This window comes from Streptomyces sp. JN8, from assembly GCF_055808075.1.
In genome coordinates this window covers 8,012,827-8,038,303 of the sequence record NZ_CM147852.1, presented here as the reverse complement: position 1 = coordinate 8,038,303, position 25,477 = coordinate 8,012,827, and the positions used below count along the sequence as shown (strand labels likewise).

The following is a 25,477-nucleotide window of genomic DNA, read 5'->3' as shown; positions in this document are numbered from 1 at the left end:
TCAGGCCGCTCGATCGAGAACGGCGACGGGGCGGACCGCCTTGTGCGTCCTGCTGCGCACATAGATGGTGGCCACCCGGGTCACCACCTCGGTGAGCGCCATCAGGACGAAGGCCGCCACCCATGCCTGCTGCCCGGTGATGTGGTGCGTGAGGCTGAAGCGGGCGACGTCGTCGGCCCCGCCGGCGTGCTCGACCCACACCTGGAAGCCCATCCTGGCCCCCATGCCGACGACCCACAGGATCGCCGACACGGCACCGGCCTTGATCAGGAGCTGTCCGTCGAGGGCCCGGATGCGGGTGTACACACCGCCGGCGATGCCGAGGACGGCACCGATCGCCATCAGTGCGGCGATGAGGACGAGGTCGTTGCCTCCGGTGGGGACGGTGTCCAGGTAGGAGTACGCCACGAAGGCGACGATGGCCAGCGGGAGCAGGAACGTCTTGCGGTCCAGACGGCCCTCCCGCAGCTGCCGGAAGACGACCAGGATGAGTGCTGCGTCGGTGATCCACTCGGTTGCTGTCATGCCCTCCAGACTGCTGCGCCGCAGCTCGCAGCACCTGCACCCAGGGGTGGAACCCTGGGTGGAACCAGGGTGGAGAGACACCGACGGGATCACGGAATCACGGAATCACGGAATCACCGAGCATCACGGAGCGTGACGACCGCCGCACGTACGGCGGTCGTCAGGCGTCATCGGACGGATCGCCCCGGGGCGGCGACCCGCTCGCTACGCCCGGGTCGCGACAGGGCGGCCCCGCACCTGACACATACGCGTCGACGGTGTTGCTCGTCTCCGGCAAGAGTACGGCGACGACACCGACCGCTCTCTGCGCGTTCCCTGTGGGGGTTTGGCCAGGCGCCCCGGAATCGGTCGGAGGGAATCCCGGTGTCGCTGCCGGCGGTCCGCGCCCTACCCTGCGGCCCATGCACAAGCCTCGACGGGACGATCGACGCCTGGCCCACCGCGCGCCCGCGGCGCCGGCTCAGGGCCTGACGTTCCGTATCCCTGCCGCGGGTGCGGACGTGGTCCTGGTGGGGTACTTCTCGGCGAAACAGAAGGACTTCGGGACGGTGATGGCCTCGGCGGCCACGGCGTTGGCGGCACACGGCGCCCAGGTCGTGGCGCGGATCGTGCAACGCCGCGGCGTCTCGGCCGGCGGGGCCGGGAAGATGGGGCCGCCCTACTCCTCCAGAACCCTGCTGTCCTACGGGAAGGTTCGCGAGGTCGCGCGGCGGTGCGAGGAGACCGACGCCGCCGCGGTGGTCTTCACCACCCCGCTGACAGGACGCCGGCGACGAACCCTGACAGGCATGCTGGGCCGCCCCGCTACGAGCATCACCGACGTGCTCCCGGCACGCTGACAACCTTCCGTGACGCGCCGCACGGCCCGGCATCGGGGCAGGAATGTCCGGGCGCAGCGCAGGCGGGAACCGAACAGGCCCTCGCGCATGTCGATCACGGAGACGGTCGTACTCCTGTTCACGTGGTGGACGCGTCGCACGTCCCGGTCTGGCGTCACGTTCGGTTCGGCGGCGGCCGAGAGGCCGTGCGCGGCTGAGCACGAGGAAGGGCAGCACCATGATCTTCTTCTTGCCGGTGGTCTTTCTGGCCGCCCTTGCATCCGTCGTCTTCCTCCTGGCCCAGTCCGTCAGGATCGCCTTCACGAAGAGCAGGCGGTGGCCCGGATGGTGGCGCGCGCTCGCCGGCTGCGCGCTGGCAAGCGGTGCCGTGGCCGTGGCGTCGTACGCGATGGGGGCTCTGGTCCTGATGTCGACCGTGTCCGTGGCGCAGGACGGCGGCGCGGACTCGGCTCCGTTCCCTTCCAACCACCCGTGCCGGGCCAAACTGCGGGGGGCGGTGGACTACGAGGTCGACTTCCGCAGCCTGCGCACGGTGTGCGTCATGGGCGACGGCGAGCGGAGGGACGTGGAGGACGTGCCGCAGAGGGTTCGGGTCACGGCCGCGGCGTCGGCGGCCGGTACCGCGTTGCTCGGGGGAATCGCGCTGGCCTCTCGCGAGCGTCTCTCCGCGCGGGCCGGACGCGTGCCGGGCACGCCGGGAACCCCGGCTCCCCGGAGTTCGCCCAGCGGACGTCGGCGCTCCTGACGGGGCCTCGATCGCCGGGAGGCCGCACACCGGGCCTCCGTACGGGCGCGTGAGCGGGCCGCTCGACGCCACGGGCCTGTGTGCACGGGGGAAGAGGCGGGGGGGACGTCCTGGCGGCGCGTCAGTCGTCGCTCGTACGATCCCGCCATGACGAATACGGGGTGGCGTGTCGCTCTCGGCGTGGTGGCTTCCAGCGCGTTCTTCTGGGCGGTTGCCGGGGCCGTCGACCTCGGGCTGGAACGGACCCGCAAGGGCTACACCCTCCCGGACGGCGGAGAGTGGTACTCCGTCGGCCTGTTCGGCGGGTTCATGGTCGGCTACTTCTGCGTGGCCTCGCTCACCGACACCACCGCCGAGCGGCACGCTGCGCTGATTCCGGCCGCAGGTGCCTGGTTCGGGGCCGTCTCGTGCCTGCTGCTGAGCCAGGAGACGCGGCACTGGGTCGCTGCCGCCGTCATGGCGCTGATCGGAGCCGCCTTGCCGTTCGTCGTGCGTCTGCGGGACCGCTCGCGGCGTGCCGGAACCCCTTCCGGTCCCGCGCGTTAGCCGTCGCCGGGGGCGCGCGGCCGCGGTGTCATCGGCCGACGATTCGCCTCCCGGCCTCCCCTCATGATCGCCGTGCGGGGTCGCGCCTGCTCCGCCGGCCACCGTCCCCCTCCCCCGCACTGCCGGCTGCCTGACCCCCGGTGCCAAGCTCGTCCCTCCGCCCGGCGCACCGACGGAGGGACGATGGCCGGCCCGACCCCACCTCGTACGAGATGGGGCATTCCTCCACGAGGCGGGGCATGCGTCCGCGATGATGGTCCAGCCATGCCGATCTCCCGCATATCCGATGAACACCCCTGGGCGTGCCGGCACTCCGCGGGCACTCCCACCGATCGTTCCTCCGCCCTCGCCCCGACCGGGGCTCCCCTCGCCGCAGGACCGCACCAATGGTTCCTGACCTTGACCGCGTCGCGCCTCGCCGCTGCCCTGGCCCCGGCCGCCCTCCCGCGCAGTGCCGCTCCCCTCCCCGTCGACGTCCCTTCCCCGCCCCTCGTCCCCGGCGTCTCGACCGAGGCGAGCCTCGGACGCGGATGCCGCTCCCTCGCGACCACGTACAAGATCTACGCAGTAAGAAGGGCAGAGAAGTGCTGAAGTCGGGACTCAAGCGGCTCCTGGGGCGCACCGGATTCGACATCGTGCGCAGCACCAACAACCGGGGCGGAGTCGATGACTTCCTGCCCTTCGAGGCCACGATGCGGGCCGCCCGTTCGGCGGGGCTGTCCGTCGGGGACTACCTGGACGAGGTCATGAACGGGACTCCGGGGGCCACCCAGTCCACGATCGACGAACTGCGCGCTCTCGGGGTCTTCGCCTCCGGACCGAGGACCGTGCTGGAGATCGGACCCGGCTCCGGCCGGTACCTGGAGAAGACGCTCAAGGAGTGCGCGCCGGACCGTTACGAGATCTACGAGACCGCGAAGCCCTGGGCCGACTACCTCGTGGAGACCTTCGACGTGGTCGCCCAGCCGACCGGGGCGGGCGACCTCGCCTCGACGCCCGACGACAGCGTCGACCTCGTCCAGGCGCACAAGGTCTTCAACACGGTCACGTTCCTCGTCGCCGCCCGCTACTTCTTCGAGATGGCGCGCGTCACGCGCCCGGGCGGCCGGATCGTCTTCGACGCCATGACGGAGACCTGCCTCGACCCGGCGACGGTACGGGACTGGGCCGCCAAGGGCGGCCCGGGACACGACTCCTACCCCGCCGCCCTGCCGCGCCAGGCGTGCGTGGACCTCTTCCGTCACCTCGGCTGCGGTCTGGAGGCGAGCTTCACAGCACCGCTGGGCTTCGCCTCGACCGAGGTCCTCGTCTTCAGCAAGGCGTCCTGACCCAACGCGCCGCCATCTGCCATCCGTCATTCACCGTCCGCCTCCGCCGTCCGCCGCGTTCCACGCCCGGGATCTGGCGGGCGGCGGACGTGTACGGGGTCTTGCGCCACGACCGCGCGGGACGGTAGACACGGAGTGACTGAACGGTGGTTCAGTAGCCGGTCACCGCAGCCTCAGCCGTTCGAGTGGGATCGGGGAGCCGGAACAGACCTGCGGAGCCGCCCGATTCGGGGTCCCGGCGGCGAGACAGAGCATGCATATCCGGCCACGACGATCCATACGTTACCGATGGGTTCGAATCACGCGAAGGCACGCTACGCTCCACTCCATGCCAACCATGAACATGCCAAACAGAGACGTCCGCGGCGGCGCGGGGCCACGGTTCGCATCGGGCGCGTCCGGGGCCGCCGGTTCACGGAGGGCGCTGCGGTTCTCCTTCCTGCTGCTGCTCGTACTGGGCCTCCTCGCCGCCCCGACGCTCGCCAGTGCCACGCCCCCACCCGCACCCGCCCGGGCGCTCGCGCCCGCGCCGCAGTCGAGCGGCACGGCGGCGGCCCAGGCAGAGGCGCGGTGGGGAGACCGTCGACTCGACGAGGCGACCTTCCTCTCCACGCACAACGCCTTCACCAACTACGAGGACTCGCGCTGGAGTTCGGTCTCCCAGTCCGAGTCGCTCCGTCACCAGCTCGACAACGGGGTGCGCGGGCTGAGCCTGGACACGCACTGGTACGAGCGCAGCACGTGGCTGTGCGTCATCAGCTTCGGGAGCGACTGCTACCCGAGCGACGTGTATCTCTGCCACGGCGAGTGCAAGACCTTCGCCGGGGTCACCTACGCGCTCCCGCGCCAGTCCTTCCACAGCGCCCTGCAGACCGTCGTCGACTTCCTCAACACCCACCCCCAGGAGGTCGTGAGCGTCTTCCTGGAGGACTACGTGTCCGCGCAGCAGCTGGGCAACTCCATGAGCCGCGTACGCGGCCTCGACCAGTTGCTGTTCCGGCCCGACGCCTGGAACGTCCGCGGGCAGGGGTGGCCGAGGATGACCGAGCTCATCGGCTCCGGCAAGCGTCTGCTCCTCTTCAGCGACGAGGGCGACCGTGAGCACCTCGGCGTGATGTACGACAAGAACTGGACCGTCAGCAACTACTGGAGCCTGGGCGACCTCGGCAACGACGTCTCCTGCGTCACCCGCTGGTCCGACGTGCCCCTGGACCGCCAGGAACCCGGATTCCGCCGGCTCTTCACGATGAGCCATCACCGCAACGTGCCCACGGTCATCAACTCGGCGCTCGACAACGGGTCCAAACTCCGCGACCGCATCAACCAGCAGTGCCGCCCGGCCGCGGGCAACCGGGACCCCAACTTCGTCTCGGTCGACTTCCACCGCATCTCGGACACGAGCGGTCACACACCCGCCGGCATCGTCGCGGAGCTCAACGCCCGGAACTGACGCGGTCTCTCGCCGGCCGCCGTCACGCCGGGCGGCGACCGGCCCGGCCGTACACGCGGGTAGCCTGCTTCGATGATCGTCTCCCTGCTGTGGCACATCGGACACCGGAACGAAGCCGGACCTGATCGGACCACCCTGCACACCGACGGCGAGGACGTCTTCCTCGACGAGGAGGAGGGCGACGACGCCAAGCTGCTCGGCGTCTACTCCTCGCGCGCCAAGGCCGAGGAGCGGATGCGCCGGGCGCGCCTCCTCCCTGGGTTCGCCGACGAGCCCGAGTGCTTCGTCGTCGACGACCACGTGCTCGACGAGGACGAATGGCCGGACGGCTTCGAGACCGTCCTGCCGGCCGGCGTCACCCCGCCGCCGAACCGGCCTCGTTGAGGGTCGGGCGGCGGCGCCGGGCGGGCGTCCCGAAGGGTCGCCGACCCGGATTCTCGGAACGCCCGGAGAAAGAGGCGTTTGAGCGCGAGGAGCCGGGTCAGACGGTGGAGTATCGGAAGTGCGCACCGTGGGGGTGGGCCTTCCGGAGCGGGCCCGCCCCGTGACGCCCATTCCCCCTCGGCGTCATCGGGGCCCGCCCGCAGGCACGACGGGCTGCCGCCGGATCCGTACGGCACCCGGACACCCCGCAGGGACACGCGGAGACGTTCGGCGCACCCCCGGCCCCGGCGTTCAGAGCGCCGCCCCCGGGCAACGGACCCGACGGCAGTAGCCCGTCGCCGGACCGTCACGTCCACCACGCCCGCCACTCCGGGCCGCTTCGCACTGCGCGCTCGCCTCTCCCCCGGCTCGCGCTTCCCGAAAGGGCTCCGGCGCCGCGCGCCGCACGGGAGGATGGCTCCGACCAGGGGCGGCCGGGGGGCCGTACCGCGGCAGGGGGAGCAGCATGGACAGCGGACTGATCGCGCTCGGTGCGGCCGTGGTCGGTGTGGCGGGGACGCTACTCGCGACCATCGTGTCGCAGCGGATGCTGGCACGGGTGCAGGCGGCACAGTTCGACCGGGAACAGCGCAACGCGCACACGCAGTGGCAGCGGGACCAGGAACTGACGGACCTGTCCCGGCGGCGCGACTGCTACACGGCTGCCAACGCCGCGTACCGCCGCTATCGGATCGCTCTCATGAACTTCCTGTGGGCGGTCCACCGGTCGCAGGCCACCGCAGCGGACCGGGCCGCGGTCGAGGAGGCCGGGAGCGGGCATCACACCGCTTTCGCGGAGGCGCAGATGATCGCCTCCGCCGGTGTGCTCGCGGAACTGGACCTGATGACGAAAGTCATCGCGCGCGCCCACGCCCACACGATGCGGCTCGCGGACGGGATACCGGAGCCGGACGGCTCGTTCGAGCAGATCCACGAAGAGCTGGTCGTGATCACACGGCGTTGGGTGGGGATGCGGGACGCGATGCGGTCCGACCTCGGCCTGTCCCCCTCACTCGACGGTACCGGTCCGGATCCGTCCGACTGCCTGCCCCCGGCCACGGCTTCGGCGCCGATGGCCGGGCCCGGAGCCGTCCCGCGCGGGGTGGTGGATCCGGACCCGGTGAGGTGAGGCGGTCCGGGGTCGAGCGGTGGGCGTGCCGCGGTCAGGCGGTGGTCGCCACGCTCATCCGAGCGTCGGTCCCGGGCCCGTCCCGAGCCTTGGTCGCGGGCCCTCCGGGTCAGGCCTCCGAGTGGTCCGGCAGGGGCAGGCATTCGGCGAGCAGGCCGGTGACGTCGCGCCAGGCGCGCTCGGCGTGCCGTGGGTGGTAGGCGACGCCGGGGACCGCGGGGTGGTCGACGGTCGGGTGGTGGAAGGCGTGCAGGGCGCCGCCGTAGACCGCGAGGCGCCAGTCGACGCCTGCGGCCTGCATCTCGGCGCTGAAGGCGTTCCACTGGGCGGGCGACATGATCGGGTCCTCCGAGCCGACCCCGGCCCACACCGGGCAGCGGATGCGGGCCGCCTCGCCCGGGCGGCCGGTGGTCAGGGCGTTGACCGTGCCGATCGCGCGCAGGTCGGCGCCGTCGCGGCCCAGTTCCAGCCCGATGGCGCCTCCGGTGCCGTAGCCGATGGCGGCGATCCGGTCGGGGTCGGTGCGCGGTTCGGTACGCAGCACGTCGAGTGCCGCGTGGCCGATGCCGCGCATCCGGTCGGGGTCGGCGAGCAGGGGCATGCACCGGGCGAGCATCTCCTCGGGGTCGCTCAGGTAGCGCCCGCCGTGGATGTCGAAGGCGAGGGCCACGTAACCCAGTTCGGCGAGGGCGTCGGCCCGGCGGCGTTCGACGTCGCTGAGTCCGGTGCCCTCCGGTCCGACCAGCACCGCGGGCCGGCGGTCGGTACCGGCCGGGAGTGCGAGGTACCCGACCATGGTCAGACCGTCGGCCGGGTACTCGACCGTTCGCGTCGTAATCGTCGTCATGGGGTGCGACTGTAGTAACAGCCAAGCCCGGTGCGGTGGTTGTTCCGCCACTGGCGGAACGGGACGGGTGGTGCGGCCGAGAGGGTCGACTACGCTGAGCTACCCGCTCGCGCGGTCACGAAGTACCGTATGTGCAAGCTTTCGGCAAGCCAGACGGAATCGGGGGGCACGATGGGAAATGGGGTCCGGGCGCTTCAGCGCGAACAGACGCGGCACACCCTCTTGAGCGAGAGCCGGCGGCTCTTCTCGACGCACGGGTACGCCGCGGTGAACCTGTCGGAGGTCGTCCAGGCGGCCGGTGTGACCAAGGGGGCGCTCTACCACCACTTCGAGAGCAAGACCGCGCTCTTCCGTGCCGTGCTGGAGGAGGTCCAGGAGGAGGTGGCCGCGTACGTCGCGGCGACGGCGGACGCCCAGGAGGACTCCTGGAGCCAACTCGCCTCGGGCTGCCAGGCGTTCCTGGAGGCCACCACGAACCCCTCCGTCCAGCGCGTCATGCTGGTGGACGGGCCGGCGGTGCTCGGCTGGCCGAGCTGGCGGGCGATGACGGCGGCCACCTCGGGCCGGCACCTGGCCGACGCCCTCGAGATGCTGATCGCCGAGGGCGTCATCCCGGCACAGCCCGCGGCGCCGCTGACGCATCTGCTCTCCGGCGCGATGAACGAGGCCGCCTTGTGGCTGGCCTCGTCGGAGGACTCCGCGGACCTGGAGGCCACCCGGCACGCGCTGACGCGGCTTCTGGAGGCGCTGCGGACGAAGTGACGTCCGCCCGGCCCCGCGGTCAGGCCGCCTGGAGGTCGATCCTGACCCCGTTGGGGTCGAGGAGGGAACCGCGCCTCAGGTCGCCGGCCGGTACGGCTCCGTCGGCGGCGAGCCGTTCCCACACCTCGGGGCGGTCCTCCACGTCCAGGGTGATCCGGACCGCACGCATCGGCGTGCGGAACGCCTCGGGCAGCGCGGGGTGGGTGTGGTCGAGGAGGGCGAGCGTCGGGTGGCGCTCGCCCGACCGGACCAGCTCGGTGTACCACGGGGTCGCGTAGGCGACGGTGAGCCCGAAGAGTCTTCCGTAGAAGCTGCGGGTCTGGTCCATACGCGAGGTGCAGATCACCGGACAGAGGCTGGTTATCATCGAGACGGCTCCGCTCACATACCAACGGTAGGTCAAATGACGCTAAGGGCGTACCTCTGGTATGTCAACGCGCCCTCGGGAAGGGCAACGAGCGGGCCGCGCCCAGGACACGCCCCGGCGTGACGCCGGGACGCGAGGGTCGTTGAGGAACCGAACGCACGTCTCTCGCGATCGGAACGGTGCCCCCATGACCTCCTCGACCCTGACCAGCTTCTATCCGGTGATCTGCACCGAAGTACTCGACGAGTCGGTGGACTTCTACCGCACGCACTTCGGCTTCGAGACGACCTACGCGAGTGACTGGTACGTCAGCCTGCGCCGGCCCGAACCGCCGTTCCACGAACTGGGTCTGGTCTCGGCCGACCATCCCACCGTTCCCGAGGGCCACCGACGTCCGGCCGGCGGCCTCATCCTCAACTTCGAGGTGACGGACGTGGACGCCGAGTACGAGCGCCTGGTGCGGCGGGCGGGGCTCCGGGTGGCCCTGGAACTGCGGAGCGAGGCCTTCGGACAGCGCCACTTCATCGTGGCCGCCCCGGACGGCGTCCTCGTGGACGTCATCACGCCCATCCCTCCCACGGCCGAGTACGCCGACGCCTACACGGACGGCGCCGGCACGGCGGCATGACGGGTTCGGCCCGCGTCCACCGGGGGACGCGGGCCGAACCGGGGCCCCCTCGCGGGGGCGTGACGTGCCGCTACTTCTCCGCGCCGACGACCGGCGCCGCCTCGACCGCGCCCTCGGCGCCCTCGGCGTCCTCCGTCTGCCCGCCCGTGGCGGGCAGCTTCACGACGATGGCGACCAGTACGGCGGAGGCCACCGCCACGGCGGCGCCGATGCCGCCGATGACGTTCAGGCCGTCGGTGAACGCCTCGCGCGCGGAGGCCAGCAGCCCCGAGGCCGCCTCAGCGGACAGGCCCTGGGCCGCGTCGACGGCCCCGGCCAGGGTGTCACCGGCGTAGTCCGGCGCCCCCTCCGGCACCTTGACGCCCGCGTGGTACAGGGCGGCGCCGAGGCTGCCGAGGATCGCGACGCCCAGCGCCATGCCGAGCTCGGTGCTGGTCTCCGAGAGCGCGGCCGCCCCGCCGGCCCGCTCCGGCGGAGCAGCTCCGACCACGATGTCCGTGCCCAGCGCGATCAGCGGTCCCCCACCGGCGTACACGAAGGCGAAACCGGTCACGACCTGGGCGATGCCCGAGGTGCTGTCGGCCATGCTCAGCATCAGGTGACCGCCCGCCGAGACGAGCAGGCCGGCCGCCACCACGTACGCGGGACGGAAGCGGCTCGCCGCCATCGGGGAGACCACCGCGGTGACGATCAGCGCGAACGCCGCCGGCAGCAGGTACAGACCCGCCTTCATGGGGCTCAGCCCGCCCACGAGCTGCAGGAACTGGGTCACCATCAGGTACGTGCCGCCCGCCACCAGCATGCTGAGCAGCAGCGTCACCAGCGCGGTGCGGAAGGTGGCGGTCCGGAAGAGCGCCAGGTCCATCAGCGGGTTCTCCAGGGTCCGCTGACGGCGGACGAAGAGCACACCGACGACCAGACCCACGACGAGCGCGGCGACGGGCACCGCACCGAACCCCTCGTTGGCGATCTCCTTGAGGCCGTAGATCACCGGCAGGATCGCGGCGAGCGACAGGGCCACGCTCGTCAGGTCGAGGCTCCCGGCCTCCTCGTCACGGTACTCCGGCAGCAGCATCGGACCGGCCACCAGGAGCAGCGCCATGATCGGCACGCCGAGCAGGAAGACCGAACCCCACCAGAAGTACTCCAGCATGGCGCCGCCCACCACCGGGCCGAGCGCGATGCCCACGGAGAACATCGTGACCCAGACCGCGATGGCCACACCGCGCTGCCGTGCGTCCTGGAACATGTTGATGATCAGGGCCAGGGTGGAGGGCATCAGGGTGGCTCCGGCGAGGCCCATCGCGGCGCGGGCCACGATCAGGGACACCGGGCCGTCGGCGTAGACCGCCGCCAGCGAGGCGAGGCCGAACGCGGCCGCGCCGATCAGCAGCAGCTTGCGGCGGCCGATGCGGTCTCCCAGGGTTCCCATGGTCACCAGGAAGCCGGCGATCAGGAAGCCGTAGATGTCGATGATCCACAGCATCTGGGAGGCGGAGGGGTCCAGGGCCGCGCTGATGTGGGGCACGGCGAGGTGCAGCACGCTCACGTCGATGGAGAGCAGCAGGGTCGGCAGTGCCAGGACTGCCAGGCCGAGCCACTCACGTGGCGTTGCCTGAGCGGGGGTGTCGACGTCGGTGGTCAACGGTGTTCCTTTCGGGGACGTACTCATCGCTGCCCGGCGCGGACACCGGGCAGAGGCATAGGGGGCGCCGCCTCGGGCGGCGCGCTGGAGGAGGGCAGCAGGAGCGCCGTGACGGCGGCCGCGTGGGCAGGGGTGTAGAGGTAGAAGTGGCCTCCGGAGAAGGTGCGGTACTCGAAGCCGCCGGAGGTCTCCAGCGACCACAGGTGCATCCGGTCGCCGATCACCACCGGGTCGTCGACGGCGCCGAGCGCGAGGATCGGGACGGCGACCCCGGACCGGGGACGCCGGTAGGTCTCCATGGCCTCCAGGTCGGCGCGGATCGCCCGGAGCGACGGACCGACCAGGTCGGCGCGGTCCCTCACCCCCGGGGTCATCCCCCCGATGTCCGTCAGGTGCTCCAGCAACTCCGCGTCGGTCCTGAGGTGGGCGAAGGGCGGCTCGCTCGGGAAGCACGGCGGCTGCCGCGCCGAGACCGCGAGACGCGCCGGGGGCAGGCCCTTGGCCTCCATCGCCCGGGTGAGCTCGAAGCCGAGCACGCTGCCGAAGCTGTGTCCGACGACCGCGTACGGCAGGGGTTCCAGCTCGGCCAGTTCCCGGGCCAGGGCCTCGACCATCGGCTCCACCCGGTGCACGGGCGGCTCGCCGATCCGGGCGCCCCGGCCGGGCAGCTGGGCCACCACGCACTCGACGTCCTCCGGCAGCACCTGCCACCACGAGCGGAAGGCGGACGGCCACCCGCCGGCGTGCGGGAGCGCCACCACCCGGAACCGCGGGCGGGCCCGGGGCGCGTGCCCCGGGCCGCTCGCGGCGGTACGGCGGGCCCCGCTGCCCACCTTCATCCACCAGCCGCTCATCCCGGCCCCGCGTCCCCGGACACGGGGTGTCCGGCCGTCACGGGCTGCCGGGCCGGCGCGCGGCCGGCCAGGAGCGGGTGGTGCTTCTCCAGGTGCAGGATCACCCGCTCCTGGTGGCGCTGGAGCCGCTGCCCCGGAAGGTGCTCCAGGGAGTGCAGGAACGGGTCCTCGGGCGCCGGCAGCCCGGCGATCCCGGTGGCCGTGCCGAGCACCAGCATCGGCTGGTACCACGCCGAGTAGCCGCCCTCGTGGGCGAACACGACCCGGCCGCCGGTCAGTTCGTCGGCGAGCCGGACCATGGCCGAGGCCATGGCGTGGAAGGTGCGGCTGGTGCACATCATCCGGCCCATCGGGTCGTGGCCCCCCGCGTCCACGCCCGCCGCCACCAGGATCAGGTCCGGGGCGAAGGCGCGGGCCGCGGGCTCCACGATCCGCTCCATGACGGCGAGGTAGGCGCCGTGGCCGGACCCGGCGGGCAGCGGCACGTTGAGCGTGCCGCCCGTGCCCTCCCCGGCGCCGGTCTCCATGACGAGACCGGACGCGGCGGGGAACAGGCCGTCCTGGTGGACGGAGACGTACAGGACGTCGGGGTCCTCGTAGAAGGTGCGCTGGATGCCGTTGCCGTGGTGCACGTCCCAGTCGAGGATGAGCACCCGGCGCGCCCCGTGCCGCTGGGCCGCGCGGGCCGCGACCGCCAGGTTGTTGTAGAGGCACAGCGCCATCGCCCGGTCGGGCTCGGCGTGGTGCCCGGGCGGCCGGACCAGGCAGTAGGCGCGGTCGAACCTGCCGTCCAGGACGCCCGTCGCGGCCTGGACGCAGGCGCCGGCGGCCAGCCTGGCCGCCCGAGCGCTGTGGTAGTTGACGTGGGCGTACACGCCGGCGTCGCCGGCCCCCGCCGCCGAGGCGGCCTCGATCCGCTCGATGTGGCCGGCACCGTGCACGAGGAGGAGTTCCTCGTCGGTGGCGGGCGCCGGGGTGTGGACGGCGTAGTGGTCCATCACCCCGGTCGCCTTGACCAGGCCCTCGGCACGCCGCAGGTCCGGGTCGACCGCGAACTGCCGCAGCGGTTCGACGCCCGGCCCGACCGGTACGTACCCCGAGCCGGCGCCGGGGTCGTGCCAGAAGCAGATCTCGTGGCTGAACCACGCGAGTCGGGAGCCGCTCACCAGCCGGACACTCCCAGCGAGGCGCGGCTGACGCCGGACGCCTTCTCTATGTACTGGAGGTAGTACTCGCGCTCCTCGTCGGGGGTGCGCTTGGTGCGCAGCGTCGTCTCCAGCAGACGGAGGATCTCCTCGGCCTCGGCGGGGGTCAGTCCCCTCTCGCCGATCTCCTTCTCCAGCGCGCGGATGCGCGCCGCGGGCTCCGCCACTCCGGACGCGAACGCCGCCGGGTCGCTGTCGTGGTTGCGGGTGGAGGCGATGGTCTTCAGAACCGCTCCGAAGAACGCCGTGGTGTCGGTCATGGTCGAATCCCCCTTGCTCGCGGTACATCGGTCGGTACGTCAACCGGCGCGTCGGCCGTGGTGCGGCCGGCGGCCGGGTGTCGGAGGCCGGAACACCCCGCGGTGCTCCGGGCGGTGCGCGGGTCCGTGCGTCGGTCGGTCGTCACGGGTGCGCGGTGCTCCCGCGGTCGGGGAGCGGTGTCGCGCGGCACCGGTGGGCCGGCGTGGTCAGCGGATGAGGCCGCAGGCGCGGCCGGCCTTCTCGAGGGTGAGGACCGCCGCGTCCAGGTCGGCCTCGGTGTGGCTGAGGTTGACGATCGTCCGCAGCCGGGGAAGGGTCCGCGGCACCGCCGGGTACACGATCGGCTGGACGAAGAGCCCGTCCTGCTGGCACAGCCGCGCCATCTCCACGGCCTGGTCGGCACTGGAGCAGATCAGGGGGACGACGGGCGTCTCGCTGGCGAGCGTGTCGAACCCCAGGGCGTGCAGCTGGTCCCGGTAGCGGGTGGTCCTGGCCCGCAGTTCACGCGGGAGGGACGGCGCGGCGGCCATCACGTCGACGGCGGCCTTGGCCGCGGCCACCTGGGCGGGCGTGGCCGCCGCGGAGAACATCCAGCCCCGCGCGTTGTTCTTCAGCGCGAAGATCAGGTCGCGGGAGCCGGCGACGTAGCCGCCGGCGCTCGGGACGGTCTTGGAGAGCGTGCCCATCTTGACGTGGACGCGGTCGGGGTCGATGCCGAAGTGCTCGGTGATGCCGCGCCCGGTGTCGCCCAGCACGCCGAGGCTGTGCGCCTCGTCGACCATGAGCGGGGCGTCGTAGCGTTCGCACAGTTCCAGGATGCCGGGCAGGTCGGCCACGTCCCCGTCCATGCTGAAGACGGCGTCGGTGACGACGAGTCGACCGCCGTCGCCCGCCTTGCGCAGGGCGCGTTCGAGGTCGGCGAGGTCGTTGTGGGCGTAGGTGACGACCTTGGCGTTGGACAGCCGGTAGCCGTCCAGGATGCTGGCGTGGTTGTAGACGTCGCCGATCACGGTGTCGCCCGGGCCGACGAGGGCGCCGACGGTGGCCACGTTCGCCATGTAGCCGCTGGAGAACACGATGGCGTCCTCCGCGCCGAGAAAGCGGGCGAGGGCCAGTTCCAGCTCGCGGTGCAGGTGCAGGGTGCCGGCCAGCAGGCGTACGCCGTGGGCGCCGGTCCCGTGCTGCTCGACGGCGCGCAGCGCCTGCTCGTCGATGTACGGGTGCCCGATCAGCCCGAGGTAGCTGTACGAGGCGAAGTTCAGGAACCAGCGGCCGTCGAACTTGATGCGCGAGCCCGACGCCTCCTCGATCACCGGCTCGTAGAAGTACTCGCCCCTCGCCACGATTCCGCGGTCCTCGGCCGACAGCGCGTCGATGCGGCGGTCGAGGAAGGTGCCCTGGGGGGCGTCGTCGAGCCGGCCCGGCAGGGTGCGGCGCGGGACGCGGGGACCGGCGGCGGGCGCCGTGCCGGGGGCGGGCGGGGCGGCCGGGGCGAAGGCGGCGGCGGGTGCCGGGCGCGGGGTCGGCGGCCGGGTGGGCGGGGCGGCGGGCGTGGGACGGGCCGCGGGGGCCGCGGGAGCGGGCTCGGTGTCGCGGTAGCGGTCCCAGTCGGGCGCGAAGCCGTTGTCGGCCCGGACGGGAGCCGGCGTCGTCACCGGCCACACCGAGGCCGGCGGCGCCTGCGGGGCCGGGGCGGCGGGCGCCGCCGCGTACGACTCGCGGGGCGCGGGGGCGGGCGGGGCCGCCGGCTGGGCGGCGGCGCGCGGGAGGGTCTCCAGGTGGGTGAGGAGCGTGCCGACCCGGGTGTGCTCGAAGAACACCATCGGGTCCACGTCGAGCCCGTCGGCGGCCAGCGAGGCCGCGAGTTCGACGGCCATCATGGAGTCGAGGCCCAGCTCCAGCAGGTCGTCCTCGGCGGAGACCGAGTCGAGGTGCAGGACCTTGCCGACGGCGAGGGTGAGTGACGGCCAGAGGCCGGCGTCGGTCGTGACAGCAGTCATGGATGCGTCCTTCGCGTTCGCGGCGGAGAGTACGTAGTGCGCGGGCGGGCGGCCCAGGGCCGTGCGGAGCAGGCCGATCCCGTCGTCCTCGGTGAGCGCGGCGACGCCGTGCGCGGCGGCCCGGGGCGCGACGGCCTCGCCCATGCCGACCGTCCACAGGCCCCAGCCGAGGCTGTACCAGGGCAGGCCCTCGGCCCGTCGACGGGCGGCGTAGCCGTCCAGGTAGCCGTTGGCCGCGGCGTAGGCGCTCTGGCCGAGGTTGGCCCGGACAGCCGCGATCGAGGAGAACAGGACGACGAAGGCCGGGTGTCCACCGTCGGACACGAGGTCGGCGAGGACGTGTGTCCCGCCGACCTTGGGCCCGAGGACGGCGTCGACCCGGTCGGGCATGAGGCTGCGGGCGAGTCCGTCGCGGAGCACGCCCGCCGCGTGGAACACCCCGTCGAAGGGGCCGGACAGCGACTCCCCGGGGGACCGGACGTCCGCGGCGACGACCTGGAGGTCGCAGCGCTCGGCGAGCCGGTCGAGGCGCGCGCGTGCCTCGCCCTCCGCGGGTACGGTCCGCCCCACCAGCGTCAGCCGGGCGCAGCCCTCGTCGGCGAGGAACTCCGCCACCCGCAGGCCGATGCCGCCCATGCCGCCGGTGATGAGGAACCGGCCGCCCCGGTATCGCACCTCCCGGGCGGGGGCCGGGGGTGCCGTCAGCAGCACGGGCTCGTACCAGGTGCCGTTCCTGAGGGCGAGCTCCGTGTCGTCGCGGCGCAGCGCCTCCACGAGGGCGGCCCCGTCGGCGCCCTCCTCGGCTCCGGCCCGGGCCGGGCCGGAGCCGAGGTCCGCGAGCCGGATCCTGGTGCGCGGGTGCTCGACGCGCAGGGTGCGGCCGAGTCCCCACAGGGCCGTCATGAACGGGTCGACCGTCTCCCCCTCGGTCACCGCGTGCGCGGTGCCCGTGACGATGAGCAGGTCGGGCATGGGCGTACGGGCGGCGAGCCGGCGGACCAGCGCGAACACGTCCTGGAGGGCCTTGGTCGCCGCAGCCGCGTCGTTCTCCGGGCCGTCGGGGGCCACGTAGACGACGTCCTGGGGCACGGCGCCGTCGGGCAGGGCGTCGAGGCCCTCGTCGACGAGCCGTTCGGGCGTCAGGTGGAGGAACCGGTGGCCCCCGGTCGCACGGGGCGGGTGCGCCGCCACCAGCAGGACGGTGCGCTCGGCGTCGGCCGCCCCTCCCCCGGCGCCGGAGGGTTCGCCGGTGCCGACGGATTCCCCGGCGCCGGCCCCCGGGTCGGGGCGGGTGGATCGCGGAGCCGTCGCGTGCCAGACCAGGGTCTCGACGGTGGGTACGGCCACCGGCCCCCGCCCGGCCGCGGGCTGGTCGCCCTCGACCGGGGCCGGGGTCTCGGTGGACGCGGCGGACGGCGTTCCGGACGCTCCCAGAGCTGCACCGGGTACCGCGGGCGCGGTGACGGGGCCGCCGGAGGGGGCGGGTGCCGTCGGGCCCGCGGACTTGAGGGTGATCCGGTCCAGTTCCAGGAGGACCTCACCCTGCTGGCTGCAGACCAGGGCCCGGCCGCGGACGGCACCGCCGCCGGTGTCCGCGGTCTCGTCCCGCTCGACCAGGGCGATCACCGTGCCGGAGATCCGGCGGCGGGCCACCAGCCGGCCGACGTACCAGGGCAGGCACATCCCGGCCGATCCGTCGTCGAGCATGCCGAGCGACTGGAAGACGCTGTCGAGCAGCGGCGGCGGTACGAACGGGGGCACCGCGCCGCCGTCCGCGCCGTCCTCGGCGCGGAGCATCAGCAGCATGCGCACGGGGCCCCGGTGCGCCGACCGGACGACCCGGTACGCGGGCCCGTACGTGATGCCGCTCGCGTCCCGCCACGCGGCCAGGTCCGCCGACGGGACGTGCTCGGTGCAACCCGCCCTGAGCGCGGCCACGTCGACGTAGCGGGGCGGCGGCAAGGGAGTGCTCGACACCCGGGCGACGCTGTGCTCGACCGGCTCCCCGGCGGGGGCGGCCGGCCGGGAACGGACCGCGTACCGGCCGTCCTCGACCGCCGCCACCTCGATGCCGGCCTCGGGGCCGGGGACGGTCAGCGGCGTCTTGAACGCGATCTGCTCCAGCTGCCACACCCGGTCGGGCAGGTCGGCGGCGCAGGCGGAGAGCAGGGCGTCGATCTGGGCGGCGGCGGGGACGACCGGGACACCGCCGATCCGGTGGTCGGCGACCAGCGGATCGGCGGCCCTCAGGGTGATCCGGCGGGCGCTCACGTGCGCAGCCCGAAGCGCCCTGTGGCCCGTACGAGGCCGTTCACCTGGATCTCGACGGCGTGCTCGCCGGGGTAGTACGTGCGCGTCTGGACCTCCCTGATCGGGTGGGACTTCTCCAGCGTCCGCTTCTCGCCGGGACCGAGTTCCAGCGTGGTCAGCTTGAAGACCTTGGGGATGGTGCGCCCGTTCTTGCGGACGTGGTGCACCACGTAGTCGACGGCGATGCTGTGCCGTCGGTCGTCGGTGTTCTCGATGTCGAAGTCGATGACGAGGGTGTCGCCGACGGTCACCGCGTCCGGGGTGATGCGCAGCCGGGGCACGCGCACGTGCTCGCCGCCGGTGGCGCCGAGCAGGCCCAGGGCCTGCTGGTCGCCCTTCTTCACGAGGGTGCGCAGACCGTGCTTGACGATCCAGCGGGTCTCGGGAGTGGGGCTCTCCTCCAGCCAGCGCAGCGCCGTGGCGAGCGCGACCTCGGGGTGGTCCTTGGAGATGTCGTTGAGGTTGTTGGCGACGGACTTCCGTACGTACTCGGACGGGTCGCTGCGCAGCGGTTCGAGGATCTCCAGGACCGGCTGCGGGTCCTGGACGAAGACGACGAGCGTGCGGTGCCAGGGAAGCCGGGGGCGGACGCCCTCGGTGGCCAGCCGGCGCACGTTGTGGCTGGGGCTGACCGCCCAGTCGGCCACCTTCCGCATCGTCAGCTCGTAGTGCTGTTCGAGGTAGGGCCGGATGGCGTACTCGCCGGTGTGCCGCTTGGTGATCTCCTCGATGGCCTCGAGGGAGAGCTCCGGGTGGTCGAGGCCGTAGTCCTCGACGAAGCGGGCCACCGGCATGAGGAACCAGCTGCTGTTGAACATGCCCTCGCCCTCAGCGAGTTCGTACTCGAGGATGGCGAGGAGGATCGGCACGGCCTTCTCGTAGTCCTCGGGGAGCCGCGCCCGCAGGCCCTCCGCGAGGACCAGGACACGGTCCTTCAGCTCCAGTCCGGGGATGCGCCGCTCGGTCTCGGCCGCGTAGTCCTCCACGTCGAAGTCGGGGTGGACGGCTCGGATCTTGCCGCCGATGAGGCGGGCCGCGTCCCCGTTGAAGTGACGCTTCAGTCCGTACTCGCTAGCCATGATGCTGGTACCTCTCGTTCGTGTGGTGCGGGTGTTGCACGTTCTTCGGAAGGGCGGGATCGGGGACGTGGGTGGATGGGGTCGGGGGCGGGGCAGGGGTGGAGGGCGGGGTCGGGTCCGCGCCGGGGGCGGGCATGGCGTTCGCGTTCGCGTTCGCCTTCGCGTTCGGGGTGATCCAGTACCTCTGTCGGTGGAAGGGGTAGGTCGGGAGGGTGGTCGTGCGGTGGCCCTTGCCGGCGTGCACACCCGCCCAGTCCACGGAACCCGAGCCCGAAGCGGCGTACGACGCCACAGCCGCGTACACCTCCGCCTGGTCCACCCGGTCACGCCGCAGCGTCGACAACCACAACGGCTCATCGCCCGACCACGACGCACGTGCCAGCGATGTCAGCTGCGGCTGCGCGCCGATCTCCCAGACCACGCCCGCGCCCACACCCGACACCAGCCCGACCGCCTCCGAGAACCGCACCGGCTCACGAATCCCACGCGCCCACACATGCGCGTCCTTCACGGACTCCGGTGTGTGCCAACCGCCCGACACCGTCGACGCGAACGCCACCCGCGGAGCCGACCACTCGACACCCGACACCGCCCCGGCGAACGGAGCCACCGCCCCCTCCATCAACGCCGAGTGGAACGCATGACTCACCACGAGCGACTGCGACCGCAGACCCGACTCCGCACGGAACCGTGCCACCGCATCCACCGGACCCGAAACCGTCACCACACGAGGCGAGTTGAACGCAGCCACCTCAACCCCGGGAAACGCCTTCAACGCCTCCACGACAGCAGCCGCATCACCATGCACCGCAGCCATCGCACCCGCACCCGGCTGCGACTCCATCAACCGCCCACGCACCACCGCCAGACGCAGCAGATCCCCCAGACCCACCACACCCGCGGCCCACCCCGCACTCAACTCACCCAGACTGTGACCCACCACCACATCCGGACGCACACCCAACGACTCCAACCACCGCACCAACCCCACCTGCACCGCCACAATCCCCACCTGCGCATATCGCGTGGAATCGAGGGCGCCGGACCTGTCGGTGAACAGCAGGTCGAGCAGGGGGATCTCCAGGTGGCCGGCGAGCAGGTCGGCGCATTCGTCGAGTGCGGCGCGGAAGGCCGGTTCCGTGCGATAGAGCCCCTGGCCCATGCCCGTGTACTGCGAGCCCTGGCCGGTGAACATGAAGACCACCGGCGCCGGTTTCCCGGCGCTGCGACGGGTGACGGGGGACGCGCCGGAGGCGATGTCCCTCAGTGCGACGGCGAGTTCACCCGCGTCGCCACCGGAGACGACCGTACCGAACCGGTTCTCCGCCCGTCCGGTGTTCGCCGTGAAGGCGAAGTCGCCGACGAGGTTCTCGTCCGCGGCGGCCAGGGCGTCCGCGTACGAGCCGGCGAGGGCGCGGACGGCGGTCTCGTCCGCCGCGTCCACCCGCACCAGATACGACTCCTGCCCCACCACCTCACGAGCAGCAACCGCAGGGGCCTCCTCCAGGATGACGTGGGCGTTGACCCCACCCATCCCGAACGCGCTCACCGCACCCCGACGCGGACCATCCACCGGACGCGGCCACACAGACACCCGATCCGCCAGGAAGAACGGAGTCCCCTCGAAACGGATGTGATCATTCGGCCGCACCACATGCAACGACGGAGGAACCACACCCCGCTCCATCGACAACAACACCTTCACCAACCCCGCAAGACCCGCAGCCGGCTCCAGATGCCCCACATTCCCCTTCAACGAACCCAACGCACAGAACTGCGAACGAGACGTCACACCCCGCCACGCACGCGTCAAACCCTCCACCTCGATCGGATCACCCAGACTCGTCCCCGTCCCATGCGCCTCCACCAGACCGATCGACTCCACCGACACACCCGCATCCACCAACGCAGCAGAGATGACCTCGGCCTGGGCGCGCGGGCTCGGCGCCGAGTAGCGGGTGGTCCGGCCGCCGTGGTTCACGGCCGCGCCCTTGACGACGCCCCGGATGCGGTCGCCGTCGCGGAGCGCGTCGTCGCAGCGCCGGAGCACGACGGCCACGGCGCCTTCACCGGGGACGAAGCCGTCGGCGGTGCTGTCGAAGGCACGGCTGCGCTGCCGCGGGGAGAGCGCCATCATGTCGCCCATCGACCGGAAGTACTCCGGGCTGAGCCCGGCGTGCACGGCTCCGATGACCGCGGTGTCGATGTCGCCGGAGCGCAGGTGCTGGAGAGCGGAGTGCAGGGCGACGAGCGAGGAGGAGCAGAGGGTGTTGACGACGGTGCTGGGGCCGCGCCAGTCCATCAGGTAGGAGAGCCGGTTGGCGATCATCGCCTCCAGGCCCAGGCCCCGCCCCTCGGGCACGCCGTGGCGGAACCGCTCCTCGTGGTAGTGGTCGTGGCTGTAGGCGATCCACAGCCCGGTGCGGGACTCGGCCGCGCGGACGCCGCCGCGTCCGCCGTCCTCCAGGGCCTCCCAGATGGTCTCGTAGGCGATGCGGGCCTGCGGGTCGATCAGCGGCGCTTCGCGGGCGGAGATCCGGAAGGGTGCCGGGTCGAACGCGTCGACCCGGTCGAGGAAGGAGGCGTGCGGGAGGGGCCCGGCGGCGTCGCCGCGCCGGCTCTCGGGCAGCGGGCCGACCGTGTCGCGGCCCTCGACGAGCAGCTCGGCGAACTCCGTGAGCGTTGCGGCCGTGGGCAGCCTGATCGCGGCTCCCACGACCGCGATGTCGCGCGCCCGGGTGGCGTGGCTGTCGCCGGACGCCGCCTCGTCGGCGCTACGGGCCCTGGGGACGGCGGTGACGCGCGCCACCGGGGCGGCCGGCTGCGGGGCCTCCGGCGGCCGGGGGGCCGACGGGGCGACCGGAGGTCCCTCGGCGATCGGGGACGCCGGGACCGGCGGGACCACGGGGGTCACGGAGGCCGTCGGGTGGGGCTGGGCCGCCGGTTCCTCGGGGGCCACCGGGGCGGCCTCCGGAGCCGTCACCGGCGGGGTGTGCGAGGTCGAGGGGCTCGGAAGCCGGTCGACGAGTTCCGGTGCCTCCTCCGTCAGGAACTCCGCGAACTGCCGGGGCGTGGCGTACTCGAAGAAGACCGTCGGGTACAGGGACAGGTCGTGTTCCTGGGAGATCCGCTCGCTCAGCGCCACCAGGCCGACGGAGTCGAACCCGGCCGAGAGGAACTCGGTGTCGGCGTGCTCCTCGGGTGTGTCCGTCAGTGCCAGGAACCAGGCGAGGGCCCGTGCGGACGGCGTGCCGAAGGCGGCGGGGGCCGACTCGGCGGCAGGAGCCGGTTCGGCGGCCGGGGCGCCGGCGGCGGGCTCGACCGGAAGCGGTGCGGCGACGGCGGGCACGGGTGCCGCGGCCGGAGCCGCCGGGACCGCCGCCGGGACGGCGTCCCGCTGCCGGACGGCCGAGGGTCCGCCGGACTGCTCCTGGGCCGTCGCGGCCCCAGAAGACTGTTCCGGGGCCGTCGGGGCCGCGGTGTCCCCGTCCTCGCGGAACGCCAGGGCCGGGACGCGCTTGGACGACATGTCGCCGAAGACCAGCAGGGGCGTGCCCGACTCGTCGGTGACGGTCTGGGTGACCCGGCACGCCTCGTCGTTCCAGAAGGCGATCTCGGTCCGGACGTACGCGGCGTCGTCGAGCGGGCCCAGGACGTCGAGCCGGCCCACCGACAGCGGGATGAACGCGGTGGCGTCCGCGGTGCCGAAGACCGGGTTGGCCGGGTCGATGGCCGCCACGGTGACGCTGTCCAGGAGACCGGGGAAGAGCTGGACGCCGGGCGGGTTCAGCTCCCGCTGGCGGGGGCCCTCGATCCGGGCGAGGGTGCCGCCGTCCGGAAGGCTCGCCACCCAGGAGATGTTCCGGTAGTAGCGCCCGTGGTGGTAGCCGATGCGCCGCAGCCAGCGGTACAGGCCGGATCCCGCGTGGACGGCGGACCCGGCGCAGTCGGCCAACAGGGCGCCGACCGGGAGGCGGGGCGCCGGTTCGGCGCGGGTGGCGAGGCGCCCGGTGACGAAGAGGTCGCCGGTCTCCCCGTCCTCGACCCGGAACCGCCCGTCGGCGTCGACCCGGCCGACCACGCGCCGGGCCCCCGTGGGGATGAGCGGGCGGTGGAAGAGGACGTCCACCGCGCCGTGGAACGCCTCGCCGCGCAGGGCGGCGCCCTCGCGGAGGAAGTCGAACCAGGCCACGCCGGGGAGCATCAGCGTCCGGTAGACGGAGTGCTGCGCGATGGGCACCTCTCCCGGGCCGAAGACCCGGGCGTACGTGTATCCGGCGGGGCCGCCGTCCTCCACCAGCTCGGCGGGCGAACCGGGTTCGGCGGACCTGAGCGGCTCGGCGAGGTTCAGGGCGCGGCCGCGGGACTGGGCGACCGGCAGCAGGCGCTTGCTCCACGCGGTGCCGGTGGTCTGCTGGAACGCGGCCCAGTCGATGTCGCGGCCGTTCTCGAACAGGTCGGCGGCGACGGCCGCCAGGACGGCGGCGGCGGTCCGCTCATCGTGGGCGCCGGCGAGGCGGGCGCCGACGTCGCGGCCGGCGGTGTCCCGGTGGCCGGCTTCGCGGGCCGGGTCGCCGTCGCGTCGCAGGACGTCTCCGAGCGCCTGCTCCAGCGGCACGGTCCCCCGGACGAAGTCGGCGACGGCGTCCCAGCCGGGCGGGAGGTCGACGGCGTCGTCGGGCAGCCCCAGGTCACGCAGCGCGATGGCGAGGGCGACTCCGGAGAGGATGCGGAGCAGTTCGCCGGAGAACGCGGCAAGCGGAGTGCCCGTGGCCGTCTCGAAGCGGCGTACGACGTCGTGGACGGCGGGCGTGGCACGGTCCAGGGCGGTGAGCCAGGCGGGCGCCGCCGCGGCGGCCTCGGGGCGTACGGAGACGGTCGCGCGGGCGGTGCCGGCGGGCGCCGCCGCTCCGGGGGCCCCGGCGCCGGGGGTGAGGAGCCGGGCGCGCAGGGCTGCCGTGAGCGCGTCGGCGTCCTCGCCGACGACGGCGAGTCGGACGGCGCGGTGCGGCCGGGCGAGCCGGGCGGTGGCGCACACGTCGGCGAGTTCCTCGGGCCGGCCGTGGAGGGTCGGGAGGAACTCCACCCACTGGGCGCAGAGTTCGCGCAGGCCGTAGGCCGTGTCGGCGGAGAGCGTCAGGACGTGGGCGGGCTGCCGGGCCCCTGCGGGTGCCGTTCCGGTGCCGCGGGCCGGGGCGGGGACGGCCTCGGCCACCACGTGCGCGTTGGTGCCGCCGAAGCCGAAGCCGCTCACGGCGGCGCGCCGCACGGGCACGTCGGGCCACGGCCCGGGGGCCTCGGGCAGGTGGAAGGGGCTGTCGTCCAGGTTGAGCCGGGGGTTGGGCGACTCGACGGCCACGGCCGGGACGGTGCCCTCCCGCAGCGACAGGATGATCTTCGCGAGGCCGGCGAGGCCGGAAGCCGAGTGGAGGTGCCCGATCCGGCGCTTGACCGAGCCGAGGGCGACCGAGTTCCGCGGGACGCCGTGGCGCCCGAACACCTCGGTGAGCGCCCGCACCTCGATGGGGTCGCCGATGGCGGTACCGGTGCCGTGCGCCTCGACGTACTGCACGGTCGCCGGGTCGACGGTCCGGTAGACCTTGTCGAGCAGGTCGATCTGGGCTTCCAGGTTGGGGGTGGTGACGCCCATGGTGCGGCCGTCGTTGTTGACCGCGACCCCGCTGATCGCACCGAGGACCAGGTCGCCGTCGCGCAGCGCCGCCGCCATGGGCTTCAACACCAGGGCCGCGGCCCCTTCGCCGGGGACGTAGCCGTTGGCCCGGCGGTCGAAGGTGTGGCACAGCCCGTCCGGGGACAGCGCGCCGGTGCGGGACAGGAGCACGAAGGTCAGCGGGTCGATGAGCAGGTCCACCGCACCGACGAGGGCGAGTTCGCAGCTTCCGGAGGCGAGGCTCTGGCAGGCGAGCCAGACGGCCGAGAGCGACGACGAGCAGGCCGTGTCCACGACGAGGCTGGGGCCCGCGAGGTCGAAGCGGTCGGACAGCCAGGCCGCCATGAAGTTCTGCGACCGCCCCCACAGGGCGGCCGGGCCGGGCCCGGTGCCCGGCGGGGCGGATTCCGCGGGGTCCGGAAGGCCGGGGGCCACCGGGCCGCGGCCCCGGTCGAAGCCGTAGGCGTTCATCCGGGCGCCGACGAACACGCCCGCGTCGAGCCTGCGGCGCGCGCCCAGGTAGCCGGAGTCCTCCAGGGCCCGGGCACCGACCTCCAGCATGACCCGCTGCTGCGGGTCCAGGAGGACGGCGTCCTCGGCGGTCATGCCGAAGGCCTCGTGGTCGAAGGAGAACGGGTCGACCAGGAACGCGCCCCGGTGGTGGGTGCCGCGGTGCGGCGCCTCCCCGAGGTACAGGTGACGGGCCCACCGGCTCGGCGGGACCTCGCCGACCTCGACTCCTTCGCGACCCAGCATGGCCGTCAGGTCGGCCACGTCCTCGGCGCCCGGGAGCCGCGCCGCGAGGCCGATGACGGCGATGCGGGTGTCGAGCTCGCTCACAGTTGTCCTTTCGTTCGGCTCGC

The 25,477-nt window shown here is 73.1% G+C and carries 19 protein-coding genes; 9 read left to right on the top strand and 10 right to left on the bottom strand.

The annotated features are described in order from the left end of the window. On the bottom strand, positions 1-525 hold the full coding sequence (locus ACY0MR_RS35245) for a hypothetical protein (protein WP_388804000.1): 525 nt from the start codon (positions 523-525) through the stop codon (positions 1-3). A 401-nt stretch (positions 526-926) separates the two neighbouring features. Between ACY0MR_RS35245 and ACY0MR_RS35240 the strand changes: the two genes are divergently transcribed. The 7 genes from ACY0MR_RS35240 (at position 927) to ACY0MR_RS35210 (ending at position 6,985) form a co-directional block, all read left to right on the top strand. After that, positions 927-1,364, top strand: a complete 438-nt coding sequence (locus tag ACY0MR_RS35240; RefSeq protein ID WP_473557675.1) for a hypothetical protein — start codon at positions 927-929, stop codon at positions 1,362-1,364. A 217-nt stretch (positions 1,365-1,581) separates the two neighbouring features. Next, on the top strand, positions 1,582-2,109 hold the full coding sequence (locus ACY0MR_RS35235; RefSeq protein ID WP_473557673.1) for a hypothetical protein: 528 nt from the start codon (positions 1,582-1,584) through the stop codon (positions 2,107-2,109). A gap of 147 nt (positions 2,110-2,256) precedes the next feature. Then, positions 2,257-2,655: a hypothetical protein gene (locus ACY0MR_RS35230; RefSeq protein WP_473557671.1), complete on the top strand. Its 399-nt coding sequence runs from the start codon at positions 2,257-2,259 to the stop codon at positions 2,653-2,655. 584 nt (positions 2,656-3,239) lie between these two features. After that, positions 3,240-3,983, top strand: a complete 744-nt coding sequence (locus tag ACY0MR_RS35225) for a methyltransferase domain-containing protein (protein WP_388804012.1) — start codon at positions 3,240-3,242, stop codon at positions 3,981-3,983. Between the two features lie 343 nt (positions 3,984-4,326). Further along, the gene (locus ACY0MR_RS35220; RefSeq protein WP_473557668.1) at positions 4,327-5,433 is read left to right on the top strand and encodes a PI-PLC domain-containing protein; all 1,107 of its coding nucleotides are present in this window, start codon (positions 4,327-4,329) and stop codon (positions 5,431-5,433) included. A gap of 72 nt (positions 5,434-5,505) precedes the next feature. After that, positions 5,506-5,817 carry a hypothetical protein gene (locus ACY0MR_RS35215; RefSeq protein ID WP_451059122.1) on the top strand — a complete coding sequence of 104 codons (312 nt, stop codon included), beginning with the start codon at positions 5,506-5,508 and terminating at the stop codon, positions 5,815-5,817. A gap of 505 nt (positions 5,818-6,322) precedes the next feature. Beyond that, positions 6,323-6,985, top strand: a complete 663-nt coding sequence (locus ACY0MR_RS35210) for a hypothetical protein (RefSeq protein WP_473557666.1) — start codon at positions 6,323-6,325, stop codon at positions 6,983-6,985. A 109-nt stretch (positions 6,986-7,094) separates the two neighbouring features. On the opposite strand, the gene ACY0MR_RS35205 is transcribed toward ACY0MR_RS35210, so the two are convergent. Continuing rightward, positions 7,095-7,832, bottom strand: a complete 738-nt coding sequence (locus ACY0MR_RS35205; RefSeq protein ID WP_388804024.1) for a dienelactone hydrolase family protein — start codon at positions 7,830-7,832, stop codon at positions 7,095-7,097. 171 nt (positions 7,833-8,003) lie between these two features. Between ACY0MR_RS35205 and ACY0MR_RS35200 the strand changes: the two genes are divergently transcribed. Next, the gene (locus ACY0MR_RS35200) at positions 8,004-8,594 is read left to right on the top strand and encodes a TetR/AcrR family transcriptional regulator (protein ID WP_361850275.1); all 591 of its coding nucleotides are present in this window, start codon (positions 8,004-8,006) and stop codon (positions 8,592-8,594) included. A gap of 19 nt (positions 8,595-8,613) precedes the next feature. On the opposite strand, the gene ACY0MR_RS35195 is transcribed toward ACY0MR_RS35200, so the two are convergent. Then, on the bottom strand, positions 8,614-8,940 hold the full coding sequence (locus tag ACY0MR_RS35195) for a VOC family protein (protein ID WP_473557662.1): 327 nt from the start codon (positions 8,938-8,940) through the stop codon (positions 8,614-8,616). 208 nt (positions 8,941-9,148) lie between these two features. Between ACY0MR_RS35195 and ACY0MR_RS35190 the strand changes: the two genes are divergently transcribed. Then, positions 9,149-9,589 carry a VOC family protein gene (locus tag ACY0MR_RS35190; protein ID WP_404086316.1) on the top strand — a complete coding sequence of 147 codons (441 nt, stop codon included), beginning with the start codon at positions 9,149-9,151 and terminating at the stop codon, positions 9,587-9,589. A 70-nt stretch (positions 9,590-9,659) separates the two neighbouring features. On the opposite strand, the gene ACY0MR_RS35185 is transcribed toward ACY0MR_RS35190, so the two are convergent. The 7 genes from ACY0MR_RS35185 to ACY0MR_RS35155 all read right to left on the bottom strand — a co-directional run bounded on the left by ACY0MR_RS35185 (position 9,660) and on the right by ACY0MR_RS35155 (position 25,454). Beyond that, positions 9,660-11,261: an MFS transporter gene (locus ACY0MR_RS35185; RefSeq protein ID WP_388804031.1), complete on the bottom strand. Its 1,602-nt coding sequence runs from the start codon at positions 11,259-11,261 to the stop codon at positions 9,660-9,662. Further along, complete coding sequence (locus ACY0MR_RS35180; protein ID WP_473557660.1) at positions 11,258-12,088, bottom strand: thioesterase II family protein; 831 nt, start codon at positions 12,086-12,088, stop codon at positions 11,258-11,260. The genes ACY0MR_RS35185 and ACY0MR_RS35180 overlap by 4 nt, the downstream gene beginning before the upstream one ends. After that, the gene (locus ACY0MR_RS35175) at positions 12,085-13,254 is read right to left on the bottom strand and encodes an arginase family protein (protein ID WP_388804037.1); all 1,170 of its coding nucleotides are present in this window, start codon (positions 13,252-13,254) and stop codon (positions 12,085-12,087) included. Before ACY0MR_RS35175 ends, ACY0MR_RS35180 begins: the two co-directional genes overlap by 4 nt. After that, a complete protein-coding gene (locus ACY0MR_RS35170) occupies positions 13,251-13,553 on the bottom strand; it encodes a hypothetical protein (RefSeq protein ID WP_341623410.1) in 303 nt (100 codons plus the stop codon). Before ACY0MR_RS35170 ends, ACY0MR_RS35175 begins: the two co-directional genes overlap by 4 nt. Positions 13,554-13,760: 207 nt before the next feature. Continuing rightward, the gene (locus tag ACY0MR_RS35165; protein WP_473557656.1) at positions 13,761-17,825 is read right to left on the bottom strand and encodes a bifunctional SDR family oxidoreductase/pyridoxal phosphate-dependent aminotransferase family protein; all 4,065 of its coding nucleotides are present in this window, start codon (positions 17,823-17,825) and stop codon (positions 13,761-13,763) included. After that, positions 17,822-18,943, bottom strand: coding sequence for a DNA alkylation repair protein (locus ACY0MR_RS35160; RefSeq protein WP_473557653.1), 1,122 nt, complete (start codon positions 18,941-18,943; stop codon positions 17,822-17,824). Before ACY0MR_RS35160 ends, ACY0MR_RS35165 begins: the two co-directional genes overlap by 4 nt. After that, the gene (locus tag ACY0MR_RS35155; protein WP_473557651.1) at positions 18,936-25,454 is read right to left on the bottom strand and encodes a beta-ketoacyl synthase N-terminal-like domain-containing protein; all 6,519 of its coding nucleotides are present in this window, start codon (positions 25,452-25,454) and stop codon (positions 18,936-18,938) included. The genes ACY0MR_RS35160 and ACY0MR_RS35155 overlap by 8 nt, the downstream gene beginning before the upstream one ends. Between the last annotated feature and the right edge of the window lie 23 nt (positions 25,455-25,477).

Coding starts and splice junctions, on each gene's coding strand:
- ACY0MR_RS35245 (WP_388804000.1), bottom strand. CDS start 525: ATGACAGCAACCGAGTGGATCACCGACGCAGCACTCATCCTGGTCGTC.
- ACY0MR_RS35240 (WP_473557675.1), top strand. CDS start 927: ATGCACAAGCCTCGACGGGACGATCGACGCCTGGCCCACCGCGCGCCC.
- ACY0MR_RS35235 (WP_473557673.1), top strand. CDS start 1,582: ATGATCTTCTTCTTGCCGGTGGTCTTTCTGGCCGCCCTTGCATCCGTC.
- ACY0MR_RS35230 (WP_473557671.1), top strand. CDS start 2,257: ATGACGAATACGGGGTGGCGTGTCGCTCTCGGCGTGGTGGCTTCCAGC.
- ACY0MR_RS35220 (WP_473557668.1), top strand. CDS start 4,327: ATGCCAAACAGAGACGTCCGCGGCGGCGCGGGGCCACGGTTCGCATCG.
- ACY0MR_RS35215 (WP_451059122.1), top strand. CDS start 5,506: ATGATCGTCTCCCTGCTGTGGCACATCGGACACCGGAACGAAGCCGGA.
- ACY0MR_RS35210 (WP_473557666.1), top strand. CDS start 6,323: ATGGACAGCGGACTGATCGCGCTCGGTGCGGCCGTGGTCGGTGTGGCG.
- ACY0MR_RS35205 (WP_388804024.1), bottom strand. CDS start 7,832: ATGACGACGATTACGACGCGAACGGTCGAGTACCCGGCCGACGGTCTG.
- ACY0MR_RS35200 (WP_361850275.1), top strand. CDS start 8,004: ATGGGAAATGGGGTCCGGGCGCTTCAGCGCGAACAGACGCGGCACACC.
- ACY0MR_RS35190 (WP_404086316.1), top strand. CDS start 9,149: ATGACCTCCTCGACCCTGACCAGCTTCTATCCGGTGATCTGCACCGAA.
- ACY0MR_RS35185 (WP_388804031.1), bottom strand. CDS start 11,261: ATGAGTACGTCCCCGAAAGGAACACCGTTGACCACCGACGTCGACACC.
- ACY0MR_RS35180 (WP_473557660.1), bottom strand. CDS start 12,088: ATGAGCGGCTGGTGGATGAAGGTGGGCAGCGGGGCCCGCCGTACCGCC.
- ACY0MR_RS35170 (WP_341623410.1), bottom strand. CDS start 13,553: ATGACCGACACCACGGCGTTCTTCGGAGCGGTTCTGAAGACCATCGCC.
- ACY0MR_RS35160 (WP_473557653.1), bottom strand. CDS start 18,943: ATGGCTAGCGAGTACGGACTGAAGCGTCACTTCAACGGGGACGCGGCC.